Here is a 19,637-nt window from a genome sequence, read left to right as displayed (position 1 = left end):
CGAGTCGTGCCTGCGATATGCGGAGCAAATGGGCCGTCGAAAGAAGCCCGGCCGTGGCGTCGGGCATAGTCCCCACGGTTAGGGGTTTAACGTCTCGGATGCGCGTGACGATCCTGGCGCGCGTCGATCATTGTGGAGCAGCAGGGACAAAGGCTGCGCTGCAGGCTGAGGAACAGGACCGTCGTGGCAGGCCGTTCAGAAGGGCGGCTTTAGGGGAGGAATGCATGTCTACCATCGAGAGCGCTGGAACACTTTCGGGTGCCGGCGCAGGTTTTCTGGATCGCGAGCGGACCATCGCGACCGCCGGGTTCAATCGCTGGCTGGTGCCGCCGGCTGCGCTGTGCATCCATCTCTGTATCGGCATGGCCTACGGCTTCTCGGTGTTCTGGTTGCCGCTGTCGCGCGCGATCGGAGTTACCGCGCCGAAGGCGTGCGCGGACATGTCACTGTTTCAGGAGCTGTTCACGACCAGCTGCGACTGGAAGGTCGCCAGCATGGGGTGGATGTACACGCTCTTTTTCGTGCTGCTCGGTATCGCGGCTGCGGTCTGGGGCGGCTGGCTGGAGCGCGTAGGCCCGCGCAAGGCCGGCTTCGTCTCGGCCTTGTGCTGGTGCGGCGGCCTCTTCCTCGGTGCGATCGGGGTATACACCCATCAGCTCTGGCTGTTGTGGCTGGGTTCGGGCGTGATCGGCGGCATCGGTCTCGGTCTTGGCTATATCTCGCCGGTCTCGACGCTCGTGAAGTGGTTCCCGGACCGTCGCGGCATGGCGACCGGCATGGCCATCATGGGTTTCGGCGGCGGCGCCATGATCGGCGCGCCGCTGGCTAACCTCTTGATGAACTACTTCAAGACCCCGACCTCGGTCGGCGTCTGGGAGACCTTCGTCACGATGGGCGTCATCTACTTCGTGTTCATGATGATCGGCGCGTTCCGCTATCGCTTGCCGCCGCCCGGCTGGCAGCCCGAGGGCTGGACCGCGCCGTCGAAGGCCAACGCGATGATCTCGAAGGCCAACGTCCATCTCAACGACGCGCACAAGACGCCGCAATTCTGGCTGATCTGGTGGGTGCTGTGCCTGAACGTGTCGGCCGGCATCGGTGTGATCGGCATGGCATCGCCGATGCTACAGGAGATCTTCGCCGGCAAGCTGATCGGCCTGCCGGAGGTGGGCTTCAACGCGCTCGATGCGGGACAGAAGGCGCAGATCGCCGCGATCGCCGCGGGCTTCGCCGGATTGCTGTCGCTGTTCAACATCGGCGGCCGCTTCTTCTGGGCATCGCTGTCGGACAAGATCGGGCGCAAGAACACCTACTATACGTTCTTCATCCTCGGCATCGTGCTCTACGCGCTGGCGCCGACCTTTGCCGCGATGGGTTCGAAGCTCCTGTTCGTGCTTGGCTTCGGCATCATCCTGTCGATGTATGGCGGCGGCTTCGCCACCGTGCCGGCCTACCTCGCCGACATGTTCGGAACCCAGTTCGTCGGCGCCATCCATGGCCGGCTGCTGACGGCGTGGTCCACCGCAGGCATCATCGGTCCCGTCGTCGTCAACTACATCCGCGAGTTCCAGCTCGCGGCAGGCGTGCCGCGCGATCAGCTCTACAACACGACTATGTACATCCTCTGTGCGATGCTGATTGCGGGCTTGATCTGCAACTATCTGATCAAGCCGGTCGATTCGAAGTGGCACATGAAGGACGCCGATGTCGCCAAGTTGCAGGCTGCAAGCGCCAGCGCCGCCGCCGCGGGGCCGCACGGCTCCTACGGCATCGGATTTGGCGGGCTTGACGCCAAGGCGGCGCTGTTCTGGGCGTTCGTCGGCGTCCCCCTGCTTTGGGGTGTTTGGAAGACATTGGAGAGCGCGGTCAAGATCTTCTGACCGTCGTCGAGACAGAAGCGGGATGCTCATCAGGCGTCCCGCTTCGTTGGCCTTTCGGACATCATCAGAAATGGGACTTAGGGGGATTGAAATGATTCGCACCCGAATTTGCCTTCGAATTTGCCTCGCGGCCGTGTTGCTCGTCGCTGGCCTTCATGCCGCATCCGCGCAGACGGCGACGCCGCCGGCGGCGCCTGCTGCAGCGACGCAAGCCAAACCTGGCAAGATGAAGCTCACCATGCAGAAGCTGAAAGACATGAAGGCGAAATGGGCAACCAACAAGCCGAAGCTGAAAGCCTGCCGCGCCGACGTGAAGTCCAAGGGCCTCGCCGGCGACGATCGCTGGTTCTACATTGAAGAGTGCATGAGCAAGACTTGAGATCGGGTTCCATCCGACGCTTGCGCAAAAGGGCACGGCGGGCGACCGCCTGCCTCCTAAATCATTCTAGAGACGCTCTAAATTCTCTTGCATCTGGCATACCAGAGATTAGAGTTGCGTCGAATTTGGCTTGATCGGCGGGACGCAGGAACCGGTGGTTCCGTTTGATCGAGTCGGGAAATGAAGACTGATCGCCTTGGCGGTCCGGTCCAAACTCATCACGCATTTGAAGAGAACGCGACGTCTCCATGAGCAGCAACGACGACGTTCACAAGGTTCGCGAGTTCGAACATCCCGGCCAGGGACGGAAGCGCGCCAAATCCACACCCAAGGGACGGCAGGTCGATCCCACCGCCTCTCATGAGATCGCGCAGTTGCTCGGCGACCGACCGCGGCGTCGCGACCTGTTGATCGAATATCTGCACCTGATCCAGGATCAGTACCGCCAGATCTCGGCCGCGCATCTCGCCGCGCTCGCCGACGAGATGAAGCTCGCGTTCGCCGAAGTGTTCGAGACCGCGACCTTCTATGCGCATTTCGACGTGGTAAAGGAAGGCGAGCCCGATATCGCGCCGCTGACGATCCGCGTCTGCGATTCGCTGACCTGCGCGATGCTCGGCGGAGAGAAGCTGCTCGCGGATTTGCAAGACGCGTCAGGTCCCGGCATCCGCGTGGTGCGTGCGCCCTGCGTCGGCCGCTGCGATACGGCGCCTGCCGCGGAAGTCGGACACAACTTTGTTGACCATGCGACGGTGGCCAATGTCATGGCGGCGGCGAAGGCTGGCGATACCCACGCGCATCTGCCCAACTATATCGGCTATGAAGCCTATGTCGCCGGCGGCGGCTACAAGCTGCTCAATCGCCTGTGCTCGGGCGAACTACCGACGGACGACCTGCTGAAGGCGCTCGACGACGCCTCGTTGCGCGGTCTCGGCGGCGCCGGCTTCCCGACGGGACGTAAATGGCGCGCGGTGCTTGGTGAACCCGGCCCGCGCCTGATGGCGATCAACGGCGACGAGGGCGAGCCCGGCACGTTCAAGGATCGCGTCTATCTCGAGAGCGATCCGCACCGTTTCCTCGAGGGCATGCTGATCGGTGCGCATGTGGTGCAGGCCTCGGATATCTACATCTACCTGCGCGACGAATATCCGGCCTCGCGCGAAATCCTCGAACGTGAGATCGCGAAGCTGCCGCCGGGCGGTCCGACGCTGCACATGCGCCGCGGCGCTGGCGCCTATATCTGCGGCGAGGAATCCTCGCTGCTGGAAAGCATCGAGGGCAAGCGCGGCTTACCCAGGCACAAGCCGCCTTATCCATTCCAAGTCGGTCTGTTCGGCCTGCCGACGTTGATCAACAATATCGAGACCTTGTGGTGGGTGCGCGACATCATCGAGAAGGGCGCCGACTGGTGGAAGGGCCACGGCCGGCATGAGCGGCACGGCCTGCGCAGCTTCTCGGTTTCGGGCCGCGTCAAGAATCCCGGCATGAAGCTCGCGCCTGCTGGCATCACCGTGCGCGAGTTGATCGACGAATATTGCGGCGGCATGGCCGATGGCCATCAGTTCTACGCGTACCTCCCGGGTGGTGCGTCCGGCGGCATCCTGCCGGCGGCGATGGACGACATCCCGCTCGATTTCGGCACGCTTGAAAAATACGGCTGCTTCATCGGCTCTGCCGCGATCGTGATCCTGTCGCAAAAGGACAGCGTGCGCGCGGCCGCATTGAACCTGATGAAGTTCTTCGAGGACGAGAGCTGCGGCCAGTGCACGCCGTGTCGCGTCGGAACCCAGAAGGCCGCGCTGCTGATGCAGCAACCGGTCTGGAACCGCGCTCTCCTGGACGAATTGAGCCAGGCGATGCGCGATGCCTCGATCTGCGGGCTCGGACAGGCGGCATCGAATCCGCTTGCCACCGTGATTAAATATTTCCCTGACGAGTTCAAGGAAGCGGCCGAATGACCAAGATTACGTTCGAACTCGACGGCAAGCAGGTCGAGGCCAATGCAGGCGAGACGATCTGGCAAGTCGCAAAACGCCAGGGTCGCGAGATTCCGCATCTGTGCTACTCGCCCGCGCCGGATTATCGCCCCGACGGCAATTGCCGCGCCTGCATGGTCGAGATCGAGGGCGAGCGCGTGCTCGCGGCGTCCTGCAAGCGCACGCCATCGGTCGGCATGAAGGTGAAGACCGAGAGCGCGCGCGCGGTTTCCGCGCAAAAAATGGTCATGGAGCTGCTGGTCGCCGACCAGCCGGCGCGCGAGACCTCGCACGATCCGGACTCCAAATTCTGGCACTGGGCCGAAACCACTGGGGTTACCGAGAGTCGCTTCCCCGCCGCCGAGCGTTGGGCGACCGACGCCAGCCATCCGGCCATGCGCGTCAATCTTGACGCCTGCATCCAGTGCGGACTGTGCGTGCGCGCCTGCCGCGAGGTCCAGGTCAACGACGTCATCGGCATGGCCTATCGCAGCCACGGCTCGAAAATCGTGTTCGATTTCGACGATCCCATGGGCGAGTCCACTTGCGTCGCCTGCGGCGAATGTGTGCAGGCCTGTCCGACCGGGGCCCTGATGCCGGCCGTAATGCTGGACGAGAAGCAGACCCGTGTCGTCTATGCCGACAAGAAGGTGGACTCGCTCTGCCCGTTCTGCGGCGTCGGCTGCCAGGTGACTTATGAGGTCAAGGACGAGAAGGTGATCTATGCCGAGGGCCGTGACGGCCCCGCCAATCACAACCGCCTTTGCGTCAAGGGCCGCTTCGGCTTCGACTACATCCATCATCCGCATCGCCTGACCAAGCCGCTGGTGCGGCTGCCCAACGCGAAGAAGGATTCCAACGACCAGGTTGATCCGGCCAATCCGTTCACGCATTTCCGCGAAGCGAGCTGGGAAGAAGCGCTCGACATGGCGGCCAAAGGCCTGGTCAAGATCCGCGACGAGAAGGGCGTGAAGGCGCTGGCCGGCTTCGGTTCGGCGAAGGGCTCCAACGAGGAGGCCTATCTGTTCCAGAAGCTGGTGCGCACCGGCTTCGGCTCGAACAACGTCGACCATTGCACCCGTCTGTGCCACGCCTCGTCGGTCGCGGCGCTGTTCGAAGGTCTGAGCTCGGGCGCCGTATCGGCGCCGTTCTCGGCTGCGATGGACGCCGAGGTCATCATCGTGATCGGCGCCAATCCGACCGTGAATCATCCAGTCGCCGCGACCTTCATCAAGAACGCGGTCAAGCAGTACGGCGCAAAGCTGTTCGTCATGGACCCGCGCCGGCAGACGCTGTCGCGCCATGCGACCAAGCATCTGCAGTTCAAGCCGGGCTCCGACGTCGCCATGCTGAACGCGATGATCCACACGATCATCACCGAAGGGCTGACCGACGATCAGTACATCGCCGGCTACACCGAGGGGTTCGAGGAGCTCAAGGAGAAGATCAAGGAGTTCACACCGGAGAAGATGGAGCCGATCTGCGGTGTCCCGGCGCAGACCCTGCGCGAGGTCGCGCGAACCTATGCGCGGGCAAAATCGTCGATCATCTTCTGGGGCATGGGCATCAGCCAGCATGTCCACGGCACCGACAATGCGCGTTGCCTGATTGCGCTGGCGCTGATCACCGGCCAGGTCGGGCGTCCCGGCACCGGCCTGCATCCGCTGCGCGGCCAGAACAACGTGCAGGGCGCTTCCGATGCCGGTCTGATCCCGATGTTCCTGCCGGATTATCAGCCGGTCGGCCGCGACGACATGCGCGGCGTCTTCGAGAAGCTGTGGGGCCAGGATCTCGATCCCGTGCGCGGTCTGACCGTGGTCGAGATCATGAACGCGATCCATGCCGGCGAGATCAAGGGCATGTATATCGAGGGCGAAAACCCAGCGATGTCCGACCCCGATCTCCAGCATGCGCGCCAGGCGCTTGCCATGCTCGACCATCTCGTGGTGCAGGATCTCTTCGTCACGGAGACCGCGTTCCACGCCGACGTCATCCTGCCGGCCTCGGCGTTTGCCGAAAAGGAAGGCTCCTTCACCAACACCGATCGCCGCGTGCAGCTCGCACGCCAGGTGATCAAGCCGCCGGGCGATGCGCGGCAGGATCTCTGGATCATCCAGGAGATCGGCAAGCGCATGGGGCTGCCGTGGAATTATGCCGGTCCCGGCGAGGTCTTCACCGAGATGGCGGAGTTGATGCCGTCGCTGAAGAACATCACCTGGGAGCGGCTGGTGCGCGAAGGCGCGGTGACCTATCCCGTCGACGGTCCCGACGTGCCCGGCAACGAGATCATCTTCACCACGGGCTTCCCGACCGCCAGCGGCCGCGGCAAGATCGTTCCGGCTCACGTCATCCCGCCGGACGAGATCCCCGACACCGAATATCCGATGGTGCTCTCGACCGGCCGCGTGCTCGAGCATTGGCACACCGGCTCGATGACCCGCCGCGCGCAGGTGCTCGACCAGATCGAGCCCGAGGCGGTCGCGTTCATGTCGCCAAAGGACATGCACAGGAAGAAGCTCGCGCCCGGCGATTTCATCCGGCTCGAGACCCGCCGCGGCGCGGTCGAGGTCAAGGTCCGCTCCGACCGCGACGTTCCCGAGAACATGGTGTTCATGCCGTTCTGCTACGCGGAGGCGGCGGCCAATCTCCTGACCAATCCGGCGCTCGATCCGTTCGGCAAGATCCCGGAGTTCAAGTTCTGCGCGGCCAGGGCCGAACGTGCCGAGATGCGCGACGCGGCGGAGTAGGGCAGCGCGCTCGCCGGTTATTTGGCGACACAATGCCTGCGGTGTCGTCCCGGCGAAGGCCGGGACCCATACCGCGAGGTGTCTCGTTAGCGGATGGTGGGCGTACCGAACGACGAGTCTTCTCCAAACTCCTCCCTGTGGTTATGGGTCCCGGCCTTCGCCGGGACGACGCTGAGGCTGTGGTGCATGTGTCCACCCGTGTCGCCGTCCCTTCGCTCCTCGCAGCGGCGGTGCTAGACATCGTCCATGTCCAAAGCCACCCCAGCCACACGCGCGCTCACGGCCGCCGGTCTTGCCTTCACTGTCCACACCTACGACTACGATCCCGACGCCGAGAGCATCGGCCTTCAGGCTGCATCCGCACTCGGCGAGGATCCCGCGCGCGTCTTGAAGACGCTGATGGCGCTGGTCGACGGCAAGCCGGTCTGCGTGATCGTCCCGTCCGATCAGGAAGTCTCGATGAAGAAGCTCGCCGCTGTTGTTAGCGGCAAGTCGGCGCAGATGATGAAGCCGCCTGAGGCCGAGCGCCTCACCGGCTACAAGGTTGGCGGCATCAGCCCATTCGGGCAGCGGAAGCTTGTGCGCACCGTGATCGAGCAGAGCGCGCTCGCACATGATTACGTGTACGTGAATGGCGGTCAGCGCGGACTGCAGGTGCGGCTCAGTCCGGGCGATGTGCGGGACGTGTTGAAGGCGATCGTCGCGGAACTGGTCGCCTGAGCGCGGCGCTCTGCTATTGTTTTTGCAACAGCTTCAGCCGACAGCGCAGCGCTTCGCGGATGTGTGTGCGCGCGAGCTGCTCCGCTTTGCCGCCGTCGCGAGCCGCGATGGCGTCGATGATGGCCTGGTGCTCGCCGTGGCTGGTCGACGGGCGACCGGATACGGTGAACGTGGTTGGACCGAGCAGGGCGATCCAGTCCTGCAATTCCCGCGAAGCGTTGTCGAGATAGCGGTTGCGCGCGGCGCGGCAGATCGCCTCGTGGAAGGCGCGGTTGAGCCGCGCCATCTCGGCGGGATCAGTCCCCGACGCTTCCACGAAGGTCTGCTCGATGTCCCTGAGCGCGTCGACCTCGGTCGCAGACGCGTGCTCGGCGGCAAGTCGGGCGGCGGCGCCCTCCATGATCTCGCGCATGGCGTAGAGCTCGAGCACCTCCGAGATGTCGAGGTTGCGTACGATCAGGCCGCGGCCGCCGGCAGGTTCGACGAACCCACGTGCGGCAAGCCGCCCGAGCGCTTCCCGCACCGGGGTGCGGCTGACCTTCAGCCGCTGGGCGACCTCTTCCTCGCGCAGGCGGTCGCCGGCGCGGTAGCTGCCGGCCTGCAGCGCCTCGCAGAGCGAGCGGAACACTGCTTCGCCGAGCGCCACGCCGCTGCCGCGCGCGATCGAGCCGCCTGCTTTTGTCGGGCGTCTTGCCATGCATCCTCGTGCTCGCCACGCGCATCCTTCCCATGCAGGATAACGCTTGCCGGACATTCGTATATCTTTGTATACAAAGGTGCGCAATGACCAGCCGGATTGGCCGGGGCCGCCGGCGGGCAGAATGTCTCCAACTTCGTCGCATCGGACAGACGGCATGAGCAGCAAATACGATGTGCTGGTGATCGGCGGCGGCAACGCGGCGCTGTGTGCGGCGATCAGCGCGCGACGCGGTGGGGCATCGGTGCTGGTGCTCGAAGGCGCGCCAAAGTTCTATCGCGGCGGCAACACGCGCCACACCCGCAACATGCGTTGCGCACATGACGAGGCGACCGAAATCCTCACCGGCCCCTACACTGAGGAAGAGTTTTGGGAGGATCTCCTGCGCGTCACCGGCGGCCAGACCGACGAGGTGCTCGCCCGGCACATGATCCGCGAGTCCAAGGACATCTTGAACTGGATCGTGGAGCAGGGCGTGCGCTGGCAGCCCTCGCTCGGCGGCACGCTGGGCCTCGGCCGCACCAACTCATTCTTCCTCGGCGGCGGCCGCGCGATGTTGAACGCACTTTATCTCACCGCCGAGAAGCTCGGCGTCGAAATCGAATACGACGCCGAGGTTATCGACCTCATGATCGAAGACGGCATGTTTCTCGCCGCCCACCTCAGGCGGCCGATCAAGGGCGACACCGAGATCCGCGCGACGTCGCTGGTCGCCGCCGCCGGCGGATTCGAGGCCAACATCGAATGGCTGAAGCAATATTGGGGTGAGGCCGCCGACAATTTCCTGATCCGCGGTACCCCCTATAACCGCGGCTCGATCCTGAAGATGCTGCTCGCCAAGGGCGTGCAGGAGGTCGGCGACCCCACCCAGTGCCATGCGGTCGCGATCGACGCGCGCGCGCCGAAATTCGACGGCGGCATCATCACGCGGCACGATTCTGTCGTGTTTGGCATCGTCGTCAACAAGCACGCGCAGCGCTTCTATGATGAAGGTGAGGACATCTGGCCGAAGCGTTACGCGATCTGGGGCCGGCTGGTGGCCGCGCAGCCCGAACAGATCGCCTACATCATCTTCGACTCCACCGTGGTCACGAGCTTCATGCCGACGCTATTCCCGCCGATCGCAGGGCAGACGGTGGCTGAGCTTGCCGGCAAGCTCGAGCTCGATCCGGCCGCGCTGGAAAAGACGATCACCGAATTCAACGCCGCGGTGCAGCCCGGCACCTTCGACCACACCATTCTGGACGATTGCCGCACGGAAGGCATGACGCCGCCGAAGACGCATTGGGCACGGCGGATCGAGACACCGCCCTACCTTGCCTATCCGGTGCGGCCCGGCATCACCTTCACCTATCTCGGCACGCGCGTGACCAGGGAAGCGCGCATGCTGATGGCTGACGGCAAGCCGTCGGCCAACATGTTCGCGGCCGGCGAGATCATGGCCGGCAACGTGCTCGGCAAGGGCTATGCCGCCGGCATGGGCATGACCATCGGCAGCGTGTTCGGGCGGATCGCAGGACGGGAAGCGGCACGCCACGCGAAGAATTAGGCGGAAGAACAGACACGAGGGAGGAACCATGTCACGCATTGCCATTGCTTCGATCGCGGCGCTGCTGACCGTCGGCTACGCCCACGCGGCCGAGCCGATCACGCTGCGAGACATGGGCTCGTTCCATGTCGGTGGCCGTCTTGTCGAAATCTCGGGCAAGCCGGTGAGGGAGGTCGTGTTCGCGCCCGGCGGAGTGCCGGCCAAGGTTGATCCCAACGGCACGTATCAGGTCGAGCAGATGTATGTTCAGTATTTCCTGCCGGCAAACGAGAAGGGTGCCTATCCTTTGCTGATGTGGCATGGCGGCGGACTGACCGGCGTCACCTACGAGACCACGCCTGACGGACGCGAAGGCTGGCTGAATTATTTTCTACGCATGGGGTGGGGGGTCTATAACTCCGACGCAGTAGAGCGCGGACGCGCGGGCTGGGCGCAATATCCCGATATCTTCAAAGGCGAGCCGGTCTTCCTGACCACGGCCAACCCGTTCGAGCGTTTCCGCATCGGCGATGGGCCGAACTCGTACGATCCCGATCCCGCCAAGCGAAAATTGTTGCCGGGCAACCAGTTCCCCGTCGAGGGTTACGAGAATTTCGTCAAGCAGAACGTACCGCGCTGGACCACGACCGACGATGCGACCATCGCCGCCTATATCGCTGAGATCGATCGCGTCGGCCCCTCGGTGCTTCTGTTCCACAGCCAGGCCGGCACCTTCGGCTTCAAGGTCGCGCAAGCCCGCCCTGACAAGGTCAAGGCGCTGATTGCGATCGAGCCGGCCGGCATCGGCGATCCCGCCAAAGCGGATGTGCTGAAGAACGTCCCGACCCTCATCATCTACGGCGACTATATCGAGCGCGATTCGCGCTGGCCCAAGATCCGCGCCAACGGCATCGCCTTTGCGGACGCCATCAAGGCGGCCGGCGGCAGCGTCGACATCATCGATCTCCCGCAGACAGGCATCAAGGGCAATTCGCATATGGTGATGATGGACAAGAACAATCTCGAGGTCGCGGCCCTGATCCAGAAATGGCTCGAGGGCAAAGGCCTGACGAAGTAAAGCCATGCACGGAAGCAGAATTTTGGATGAAGGCGACCGCCTGATGACGGTCTGCAATTCCTGCCGTTACTGCGAAGGCCTTTGCGCGGTTTTTCCCGCCATGGAGATGCGCCGCGCCTTCTCCGACGGCGACCTCAATTATCTCGCCAATCTCTGCCATGGCTGCGGCGCCTGCTACGTCGACTGCCAGTTCTCGCCGCCGCACGAATTCAACGTCAACGTCCCGCAGACGCTGGCGATCGCGCGCGCGGAATCCTATGCGACCTATGCCTGGCCGCAGGCGCTGTCCGGTGCCTTCGCCCGCAATGGTCTCGTCATCAGCATCGTCGCCGCGCTCAGCATGGCCGCCTTCATACTCGGCTTCGCTGCCCTAAACGACCGCAGCGTGCTGTTTGGCGTGCACACTGGCCCCGGCGCGTTCTACAAGTTGATGCCGCACAACGCGATGGCAGCGTTGTTCAGCGCCGCCTTCCTTTATGCGATTTTCGCGCTGGTGATGAGCGTGCGTGCCTTCTGGCGGGATATCGGCCCGCCGATCGGCGGCCGTGCGGACGGCGGCTCGATCTTTCAGGCGATGCGCGACGCTGGTGAGCTGCGCTACCTCCATGGTGGCGGCGTCGGCTGCTACAATGAGGATGACAAGCCGACCGACCGGCGCAAGCTTTTCCATCACCTGACCTTCTACGGCTTCCTGCTCTGCTTCGCCGCGACCTCGGCCGCAACGCTGTATCACTATCTGCTCGGCCGCGAGGCGCCGTATCCGTGGTGGGATCTGCCGGTGGTTCTCGGCACGCTCGGCGGCATCGGCCTGATCATCGGGCCGATCGGCCTGTTCGTCGCCAAGATGCGGCGTGATCCGGCGCTGCTCGACGAGCAGCGCTACGGCATGGATGTCGGCTTCATCGCCATGCTGTTCCTGACCGGGTTCACCGGCATGCTGCTTCTGATTCTGCGGGAGACTGCCGCCATGGGACCGCTGCTGGCACTCCATTTAGGTGCAGTGTTCGCGCTGTTCATCACCATGCCCTACGGCAAGTTCGTGCACGGCATCTATCGCTTCGCGGCGCTGGTGCGTTATGCGCAGGAGCGACGCGGAGAAGCCGGTTCTTGAGATTCAGGCGGCGCGGAAGCGGCCGATCGGGGCACCGCGCCTCGCCTGATTGAGGCGCCTCGTGCATCTCTCTTATGCCACCTCGCGCTCTGGTCCAGACGCCTGCTCGCGGGCCATCGTCGTTGCCGTGACGTAGTCGGTCTTGCCGGTCCCGAGCAGTGGCACCTTGTCGACCACCATGATCGCAGCGGGAACGGTCAGCTCGGACGCGCCGATCGCCTTGGCGTGGCCTTGCATGGCGCTGCGCTCGGCGTTCTTCTCCGTCGTCAGCAACACGATGCGCTCGCCCTTTCGCTGGTCCGGGATCGACACGGCGACTGAACCGGCCTGCGGCCACAGCGTTGTCGCGATGTTCTCGACCGCCGACAGCGAGACCATTTCGCCGGCGATCTTGGCAAAGCGCTTGGCGCGACCCTTGATGGTGATGAAGCCGGCCGGGTCGATCGCCACGATGTCGCCGGTGTCGTGCCAGCCGTCGGCGAGCGGCTCGAGCACGCCGGGATTTTCGGCCCGCAAGTATCCGAGCATTACGTTGGGTCCGCGCACCGACAGGCGTCCGCCTTCCTCGATGCCGGGGACCGGGTCGAGGCGGCTTTCCATCAGCGGCGACAGGCGGCCGACCGTGCCTGGACGATTGGCCATCGGCGTGTTCATCGCCAGCACCGGTGCCGTCTCGGTGACGCCATAGCCTTCGAGGATGCGGATGCCGTAACGCTCCATGAAGACCTGCCGGGTGCGATCCTTGACCGCCTCCGCGCCGGCGATCACCAGGCGCAAGGTGCGGAAGTCGTAGGCATGGGCCGAGCGTGCATAGCCCGTGAGGAATGTGTCGGTGCCGAACAGGATCGTGGCTCCGGTCTGGTAGATCAGCTCGGGCACGATCCGGTAGTGCAGCGGCGAGGGGTACATGTAGATCGGAATGCCCGCGAGCAGCGGCATCATCATTCCACCGGTCAGCCCGAAGGAGTGGAACACCGGCAGCACGTTGAACACCTTATCATTGGCGTTGGCATCGACCCGCGCCAGCGCCTGTGCGGCGTTCGCAAGGATATTGCGGTGGGACAGCACAACGCCCTTGGGCGTGCCTTCCGAGCCCGACGTGAACAGCACGACCGCCGGATCGCTCGCCTGGCGGGCGACGCGGGGCGCGGTGCCGGCGAGCAGGCCCTTGATCTTGTCGGCCGTGCCGATCGAAGCACGGACGTCCTCGAGGTAGACCACGCGAACTTCCGCGGAGATCGCCGCCATCAGCTTGTCGAGCTTGCCCTTCTCGATGAAAGCTTTCGACGTCAGCACGGTTTTGACCTGCGCGGCTTTCATGGCGGCAAGCACGTTGACCGGGCCCGCCGAGAAGTTGAGCATTGCCGGCACCCGGCCGATGTTTTGCAGCGCCATGAAGACGACGGCGACGCCAGCGGAATTCGGCAGCAGCACACCGACATTCTCACCGATAGCGGTGCCGTTCTCCAGCTTCCGGCTCAAGACCTGCGCGCCCAGGATCAGCTTGCGATAGGTCAGCTTGGTACCGAGCGCGTCCTCGACGATGACCTTGCCGGTGTCGCGGTCGCGATAGGCGTGTCCGAGCGCCTCGAACAGGGTGTGATCGAGCATGGCGTTCTTCACCATGGCGTCGATCATCACGTCCTGAAGTGCTGCGCCCGCGGCGTTGCGGCGCGCCTTGCCCTTGAGCGACGGACCGACCGGAAGCTTGACTGGCGGCAGGATGGTGACGGTCACCCGCGGAAACCACGAGCGCTTGATCTGGCTGCCGTTGAGATAGCTGAGATGCGAGCGCTGGGCGCCTTCGATGCGGACCGGGACGACGACTGCGTCGGCCTTGTCCGCGATCATCGCGGTGCCGTCATAGACCTTCATCAGCGAGCCGGAAACAGTGATGCGTCCTTCCGGGAAAATCACCACCGGCTCTCCGGCGGCGACGAGCTTGATGAGGTCGCGCGCCGCCAGCGGCTTGGTGGGGTCCATGGTGTAGTGCTTGACCACCCGCAGGAACGGCTTGGCCCACCAGGCCTTGGCGATGCCGGTATCAACCGCGAAGCTCGCGTCGATCGGGAGCACGGCGTGCAGGAGCGGGCCGTCGATCAGGCTGACATGATTGGGCGCGATCAGCATGCGCGTGCCAGCAGGCGGCAGGTTCTCCAGCCCGCGGACCTCGGTGCGGAACAGCGCGCGGAACAGCAGCCCGCCAAAGTCGCGCACGCCTTCCTTGCCCCACTTGGTCAGCACGAACCAGACTGCGCCGAAGCTGATGACGCCGAGGCCAAAGAAGATCCAGCCGATGTGCAATCCGCCGGCCTGCAACAGCGCGACGAACAGCGAGCCGGCCACCATGAAGGCGGCCTGCAGCACGTTGCCGGCGGCGATAATGCGGGCGCGCTCGGAGGGGGCGGACCAGGCCTGGACGGCGGCGAAGGACGGAACGACGAACAGCCCGCCGCCGAATGCGAAGGCGACGAAGTCGAGCAGCATGCGCAGGCCCGCGAACGAAGTTGCGAAGTCGGCAGCAGTGATGTCCTGGCCCTTGGCGGTCACGCCGATCGCCCAAGCGAGGTCGATGCCGGCAAACCCCATCATGACGGCGCCGATCGGCACCAGCGCGAGGTTTGGGCGAACGTGGCTCAGATTCGCGGCGAACAGCGAGCCGATGGCGATGCCGATTGCGAAGATCGCGAGACACAACGTCACCACGCCCTCGGTGCCGCCGATGACCTCCTTGACCAGCGCCGGCAGCAGCGAGAGCACGATGGCGCCCACCAGCCAGAACCAGGAGACGATCACGGTGCCGTCCCACAGCCGGTGGTCGGCGTGCAGCGTCTTCAACAGGCCGAGCGTCGAGGTCCAGGGATTGGCGTTGACCGGCAGATCGGGTGCAGACGGCGTCGTCGCGGGAATGCGGGAGGCGAAGGTCCAGGACAGCAGGGCCAGCACGACCACGGCCGATGCGACCCAGCCCATATGCGCGGAGCCGGCCACGAACTGGCCACCGGCAACGGTGCCGAGCAGGATGGCCATGAAGGTCGCGCCTTCGACCAGCGCGTTGCCGGTCGCGAGCTCGCCGAGCTCGAGCTGGTCCGGCAGCATCGCGTATTTCACGGGTCCGAACAACGCGGCGATGACGCCGAACAGTGCGAGCGCTGCGAACAGCAGCGGCACCGAGTGCAGGAAGAAGCCGGCCGCGGCAAAGCCCGCGGCAAAGATCTCGGCGAATTTGAGCCGCCTTGCGACGACGGATTTGACGTATTTGTCGGCGAGCTGGCCGCCGAGCCCGGACAGGATGAAATAGGGGAAGATGAACACCGCGCCCGCGACCGTCACCAGCGCATCACCGTGGCCGGTCGCGGCACTGTAAAGCAGGATGATGACGAGTGCGTTCTTGAGCACGTTGTCGTTCAGCGCCGAGAAGAATTGCGCCCAGAACAGCGGCGCGAAGCGGCGTGACGACATCAAATCCCTGATCATGACTAGTCCTGTTTTGGAAACGCTGTCTGAGGTTGTTTCATTGTCGGATGGGCTTCGGGACCCGAGGAGATGCGACGGGCATTTGCGGGTTGACGAACGATCGCCCCGGCCTGCTCTGCGCCTTTACCTTCCGATCCTGTTGGTCTCCGCGTGGCGACGTTTGGTTCGCAAATGGCTGGTCGCGGCTCTATCACGCCCCGGCAAGGAGGCGTGCGCGCCTCAGGTAAGGTGGGCAAGGCGGCGAAAGGGCGAGAGGCGGCCGAGCAGGCTAATGCGGCGGCCCTCATGACGGGCGCGGTCGCGGTTGGCCCGCCACATCCGGAAGGTCGCCCGCCGCTCGGTCAGGACGCCGGCGATGTCGCAGGCATTTGCAATGCGATCGATCGGCCCCGTCGCGAACCGCAGGAGGGCGCGGCCAGATCCGGTCACGAGAGCTGTGGCGTCATCGACGAAGGTGGAGGCGATATCAACAGCGAGGGTTTGCATTTTGCAGATCTCCAGGTTAATTTGAACATTGTTCAAATGAGTACCTTGAAAATGAACAATGTTCAAGACGAATCGTTGCGAGACCGAAAAAAATCTCGCCGGCGGCAGCAGATCGTGGAGATCGCTCGCAGCATTATCGCGGCTAAGGGGCTGAAATCGTTGAAAGTCCGGGATGTTGCGGACGCCGCAGGCTGCTCGGTTGGGAGCGTCTACAACGAGTTCGGCGACTTCGACGGGGTGATCCTGACCGTGAATCGGGAGACCGTTAAGGAGCTGACGGTGCGGCTGGGCCAGGTTCCCGCCGAGGATCCCGTTCGCCAGTTCTACGGGCTGGCCGCGACCTACCTCGAATTTTTTGCGGAGCACGCCAATCTGCTGCGCTCGCTGTTCGAACATCGGATGGAGGACGACCGCCCTTACCCCGATGACATCCTTCAGATGGTGATGGACGCCTTCGCGCTGATGCATCCACCCCTGGTGCGGCTGCTTCCGAATGCAGACGACGTGCAGATCGCGCTGCTGTCACGCGCCCTGTTTTCCGCCGTGCACGGGATCATCTCGCTCGGCCTCGAAGAACGCATGGTAGCCGTGCCGCCGCAGATGCTGCGCCAGCAAGTCGATCAGTTTCTGGATGCGCATCTCGCAGGGCTCGGGATTGTGCCAGTACGATAAAGTGTGGAGCGCTGCTACGCGCTGGCGGCCTTGCGGTGCCGCGAGGTGACGACGACGACGTCCGTCGTCCCGTTGTCGACCTGAACACGGTTGCGTCCGTTCTCCTTGGCGCGATAGCAGGCGGCATCCGCGCGCCGCATCGCGTCCTCGAGCATGGTGTTGCCGTCGGTGATGCAGGCAACGCCGATGCTGGCGGTCACTGCAAAGCAACGATCGTCCCACGCGAAGACGGATAGCTCGAGCGACCGGCGCAGCCGTTCGGCGATATCCACGGCGTCGTACGGCGTGCTTTGTGGAAGGATTAGGCCGAATTCGTCACCGCCAAGCCGGGCCACCAGGTCATGCGGCCGTCGTTCCTGTTGCAGGAGACGCGAGATCTGGCAGAGCAGGCGGTCGCCGGCGAGATGACCGCAGCTGTCGTTGACGTCCTTGAATTGGTCGAGATCGAGCAGGACCAGGCCCAGCGAACCCGCCGCGGTGTCGTCCAACTCGCTTTGCAGGCGGGCCTCGAACGCGCGCCGGTTGGACAAGCCGGTCAGCCAGTCGTGCGACGCCTGCCAGACTAGGCGCTCCTTCTCGGCATGCAGGGCATCCTCAAACGCCTGTCGTTGCAGCACCAATCGCCGCGTGTGCCAGATCAGGAGCAGGATCAGCGTCATGGCTGTGACGATATTGACGCCAGTCAGCGTCATCTTGATGGCGCGCGAGCCTTCGCCGAGAACGGTGGAGAACCGCTTGGCGTGCACCGTGAACTGAGTGTTGAGCTCCGAAAGCCGCGACGACAATAATTGCAGGCGGTTGCCGTCCTGAACCGGTCCGCTCTTCAACTCTGACCGGATGACCTCGCCGAAAACGCTCAGCTCCAGCAGCATGGGGTCGGTGGCAGCCCACTCGCTGATCGCTTCCTTGAGAAAGCTGACCTGTTTGAAGTAGCGAAACAGCCAGATCAGTCCCGGCACGTCATCGGGATGGTTGCCGCCTTGCAGGAAGCCGATGCGGGCGGCCTCGACGTCGACCGGATCGCGCTCGAGCGCCCAGCGCGCGAACTCGTCGCCGATGGGAACGGCCAGCGAGGTCTGATATTGCGCAAACTGGCTGGCGTCGCCCGAATGCAGATAGAGATTGAGGAAATAGACGGCGTTCTTCTGCGAGCGCGACCACAACGCTTCGCCCGCGACATAGGCGCGGACCGAGGACATCACCTCCAGGCTGAATCCGGCGATCGCCGCCTGCAGCAGAACGACGGTGACGAAAGGCGAAACGAGCTTGATGACGTGAAGGAAGCTTCGTCCCTTCGTTGACGGCGCTGTTCTGCGAAACACTATGCGTTCCCCAAGTCGCTCAACGACCCCAGCGGAGCGATCCGCTCATAACGCGGATTACGCGCGAAAGGTGCTTAACTCGACTTGAAAATGCCAGGAGACTGCGTCGCAGGGTGAAGGCGTTGTGAAGTGGATGCTTGCAGATCGTCGCAAATGCCGTCGACCCGGAACTGACGCGGCATCGGCGAGCTGATGTCGCGCATTTGCCCCAGATGGTTTACTTGATGGAGATAGATTGCTCTGGCGCTAGACCAGCACCGGCTTGCGCACGCGGCCGGCGTCGCCGAAGACGCGCAAATAGCGCTCGATCTCCGAAGGCAGGCCGGTCGCCTTCTCGGGATTGTCGGAAAGCTTGACGGCCGGACGTCCGTCCACCGACGACACCTTGCAGACCAGCGAGATCGGATCGAGGTTGAACGAGCCGTCCGGCGTGCAGCCGACGAAATCATTGGTGAGATTGGTGCCCCAGCCGAAGGAGAGCCGCACCCGGCCGACGAAGTGGTGGTAGGTCTCCTCGATCGAGCCCACGTCCATCGCGTCGGAGAACACCAGCAGCTTGTCCCTGGGATTGCGGCCCTTCTGCTCCCACCATTTCATGATCTCCTCGCCGGCTTGAATCGGCGGCGCGCTGTCGGGGCGGAAGCCGGTCCAGTCGGCAACCCATTCCGGCGCATCGCGCAGGAAAGCCTTGGTGCCAAAAGCGTCGGGCAGCGCAATCAGGAGGTTGCCGCCATAGGTCTGGCGCCACTGGTCGAGGATGCGATAGGGCGCCCAGCGCAATTCCTCGTCGTCCTTGGCCAGCGCAGCCGCGACCATCGGCAGTTCATGGGCGTTGGTGCCGATGGCTTCGAGATCATTGTCCATCGCGAGTAGCACGTTGGAGGTGCCGATGAAGGACGGGCCCAGGCCTTCCTTCACGGCCTCCACGCACCAGCGCTGCCAGAGGAAGCCATGGCGGCGACGGGTGCCGAAATCGGAGAGCCGGAGGCCATCCAGCTTGCGCAGGCGTTCCACCTTGGTCCACAGCTTGGCCTTCGCGCGGGCATAGAGCACGTCGAGCTCGAAGCGGCCGCGGCCCTTCATCGCCGCCCGCGAGCGCAATTCGTTGAGGATGGCGAGCGCAGGAATTTCCCACATCGTGGTATGGCTCCACGGCCCGTGGAAGTGCAGCTCGTACTGGCCTTCGACCTTGCGCAGCTCGTATTCGGGCAGCCGGAATTCGGCGAGCCAGCGGATGAAGTCCGCCGAGAACATGTGGGTCTTGCCGTAGAAAGTGTTACCGGCAAGCCAGATCAGCTCTTTCTTGGTGAAGCGGATGGTGCGGGCGTGGTCGAGCTGGGCGCGCAGCTCGCCCTCGTCGATGATTTCGGCGAGCCGGACATGGCGCGATCGGTTGATGACCGAGAATGTCACCTGCTGATTCGGGTAAGCTTCCCGAATCATTTGCAACATCAATAGCTTGTAGAAGTCGGTATCAAGCAGGCTGCGGATGATGGGATCCAGCCGCCAGCTGTGATTGTAGGTCCGGCTCGCAATGTCGGTCACTGTCATGGGGGAATTCTAG

At 64.0% G+C, this 19,637-nt stretch carries 13 protein-coding genes; 9 read left to right on the top strand and 4 right to left on the bottom strand.

What is annotated here, in order from left to right:
• Nucleotides 1-224: 224 nt before the first annotated feature.
• From IVA93_RS29460 to ybaK, 5 genes are all read left to right on the top strand, one after another.
• A complete protein-coding gene (locus IVA93_RS29460) occupies nt 225-1,880 on the top strand; it encodes an OFA family MFS transporter (RefSeq protein ID WP_018456153.1) in 1,656 nt (551 codons plus the stop codon).
• 91 nt (nt 1,881-1,971) lie between these two features.
• Nucleotides 1,972-2,259 carry a hypothetical protein gene (locus tag IVA93_RS29455; protein ID WP_026233096.1) on the top strand — a complete coding sequence of 96 codons (288 nt, stop codon included), beginning with the start codon at nt 1,972-1,974 and terminating at the stop codon, nt 2,257-2,259.
• A gap of 248 nt (nt 2,260-2,507) precedes the next feature.
• Nucleotides 2,508-4,217, top strand: a complete 1,710-nt coding sequence (locus IVA93_RS29450) for an NADH-ubiquinone oxidoreductase-F iron-sulfur binding region domain-containing protein (RefSeq protein ID WP_018456151.1) — start codon at nt 2,508-2,510, stop codon at nt 4,215-4,217.
• The gene (gene fdhF, locus IVA93_RS29445) at nt 4,214-6,982 is read left to right on the top strand and encodes a formate dehydrogenase subunit alpha (RefSeq protein WP_018456150.1); all 2,769 of its coding nucleotides are present in this window, start codon (nt 4,214-4,216) and stop codon (nt 6,980-6,982) included. Before IVA93_RS29450 ends, fdhF begins: the two co-directional genes overlap by 4 nt.
• Nucleotides 6,983-7,228: 246 nt before the next feature.
• A complete protein-coding gene (gene ybaK / locus IVA93_RS29440) occupies nt 7,229-7,702 on the top strand; it encodes a Cys-tRNA(Pro) deacylase (RefSeq protein WP_018456149.1) in 474 nt (157 codons plus the stop codon).
• 13 nt (nt 7,703-7,715) lie between these two features.
• Here ybaK and IVA93_RS29435 read toward each other — a convergent pair whose 3' ends face one another.
• Nucleotides 7,716-8,399, bottom strand: coding sequence for a GntR family transcriptional regulator (locus IVA93_RS29435; RefSeq protein WP_018456148.1), 684 nt, complete (start codon nt 8,397-8,399; stop codon nt 7,716-7,718).
• A gap of 157 nt (nt 8,400-8,556) precedes the next feature.
• Between IVA93_RS29435 and tcuA the strand changes: the two genes are divergently transcribed.
• From tcuA to tcuB, 3 genes are read left to right on the top strand one after another with little or no spacing between them, the layout of a single operon-like run.
• Nucleotides 8,557-9,948 (top strand): FAD-dependent tricarballylate dehydrogenase TcuA, encoded by a 1,392-nt coding sequence (gene tcuA / locus IVA93_RS29430; RefSeq protein WP_247789293.1) that lies wholly within the window; start codon nt 8,557-8,559, stop codon nt 9,946-9,948.
• Nucleotides 9,949-9,976: 28 nt separating this feature from the next.
• Nucleotides 9,977-11,005 (top strand): alpha/beta hydrolase, encoded by a 1,029-nt coding sequence (locus tag IVA93_RS29425; RefSeq protein WP_018456146.1) that lies wholly within the window; start codon nt 9,977-9,979, stop codon nt 11,003-11,005.
• 4 nt (nt 11,006-11,009) lie between these two features.
• Nucleotides 11,010-12,116, top strand: coding sequence for a tricarballylate utilization 4Fe-4S protein TcuB (gene tcuB, locus IVA93_RS29420; RefSeq protein WP_026233095.1), 1,107 nt, complete (start codon nt 11,010-11,012; stop codon nt 12,114-12,116).
• A 72-nt stretch (nt 12,117-12,188) separates the two neighbouring features.
• On the opposite strand, the gene IVA93_RS29415 is transcribed toward tcuB, so the two are convergent.
• The gene (locus tag IVA93_RS29415) at nt 12,189-15,593 is read right to left on the bottom strand and encodes an acyl-[ACP]--phospholipid O-acyltransferase (RefSeq protein ID WP_247789292.1); all 3,405 of its coding nucleotides are present in this window, start codon (nt 15,591-15,593) and stop codon (nt 12,189-12,191) included.
• A gap of 537 nt (nt 15,594-16,130) precedes the next feature.
• Between IVA93_RS29415 and IVA93_RS29410 the strand changes: the two genes are divergently transcribed.
• Nucleotides 16,131-16,751: a TetR/AcrR family transcriptional regulator gene (locus IVA93_RS29410; protein WP_247789928.1), complete on the top strand. Its 621-nt coding sequence runs from the start codon at nt 16,131-16,133 to the stop codon at nt 16,749-16,751.
• A 14-nt stretch (nt 16,752-16,765) separates the two neighbouring features.
• Here the strand turns inward: IVA93_RS29410 and IVA93_RS29405 are convergent, their stop codons facing one another.
• Both IVA93_RS29405 and pncB read right to left on the bottom strand, forming a co-directional pair.
• Nucleotides 16,766-18,073 (bottom strand): GGDEF domain-containing protein, encoded by a 1,308-nt coding sequence (locus IVA93_RS29405; protein ID WP_018456141.1) that lies wholly within the window; start codon nt 18,071-18,073, stop codon nt 16,766-16,768.
• Between the two features lie 246 nt (nt 18,074-18,319).
• Nucleotides 18,320-19,624 (bottom strand): nicotinate phosphoribosyltransferase, encoded by a 1,305-nt coding sequence (gene pncB, locus IVA93_RS29400; RefSeq protein ID WP_018456140.1) that lies wholly within the window; start codon nt 19,622-19,624, stop codon nt 18,320-18,322.
• Between the last annotated feature and the right edge of the window lie 13 nt (nt 19,625-19,637).

The organism is Bradyrhizobium sp. 155 (assembly GCF_023101105.1).
GTDB classification, from domain to species: Bacteria; Pseudomonadota; Alphaproteobacteria; order Rhizobiales; family Xanthobacteraceae; genus Bradyrhizobium; species Bradyrhizobium canariense_D.
Note: the sequence above shows the minus strand (reverse complement) of the source record. Positions and strands in the feature narration are given on the sequence as shown.

Coding starts and splice junctions, on each gene's coding strand:
- IVA93_RS29460 (WP_018456153.1), top strand. CDS start 225: ATGTCTACCATCGAGAGCGCTGGAACACTTTCGGGTGCCGGCGCAGGT.
- IVA93_RS29455 (WP_026233096.1), top strand. CDS start 1,972: ATGATTCGCACCCGAATTTGCCTTCGAATTTGCCTCGCGGCCGTGTTG.
- IVA93_RS29450 (WP_018456151.1), top strand. CDS start 2,508: ATGAGCAGCAACGACGACGTTCACAAGGTTCGCGAGTTCGAACATCCC.
- fdhF (WP_018456150.1), top strand. CDS start 4,214: ATGACCAAGATTACGTTCGAACTCGACGGCAAGCAGGTCGAGGCCAAT.
- ybaK (WP_018456149.1), top strand. CDS start 7,229: ATGTCCAAAGCCACCCCAGCCACACGCGCGCTCACGGCCGCCGGTCTT.
- IVA93_RS29435 (WP_018456148.1), bottom strand. CDS start 8,399: ATGGCAAGACGCCCGACAAAAGCAGGCGGCTCGATCGCGCGCGGCAGC.
- tcuA (WP_247789293.1), top strand. CDS start 8,557: ATGAGCAGCAAATACGATGTGCTGGTGATCGGCGGCGGCAACGCGGCG.
- IVA93_RS29425 (WP_018456146.1), top strand. CDS start 9,977: ATGTCACGCATTGCCATTGCTTCGATCGCGGCGCTGCTGACCGTCGGC.
- tcuB (WP_026233095.1), top strand. CDS start 11,010: ATGCACGGAAGCAGAATTTTGGATGAAGGCGACCGCCTGATGACGGTC.
- IVA93_RS29415 (WP_247789292.1), bottom strand. CDS start 15,593: ATGATCAGGGATTTGATGTCGTCACGCCGCTTCGCGCCGCTGTTCTGG.
- IVA93_RS29410 (WP_247789928.1), top strand. CDS start 16,131: ATGAACAATGTTCAAGACGAATCGTTGCGAGACCGAAAAAAATCTCGC.
- pncB (WP_018456140.1), bottom strand. CDS start 19,624: ATGACAGTGACCGACATTGCGAGCCGGACCTACAATCACAGCTGGCGG.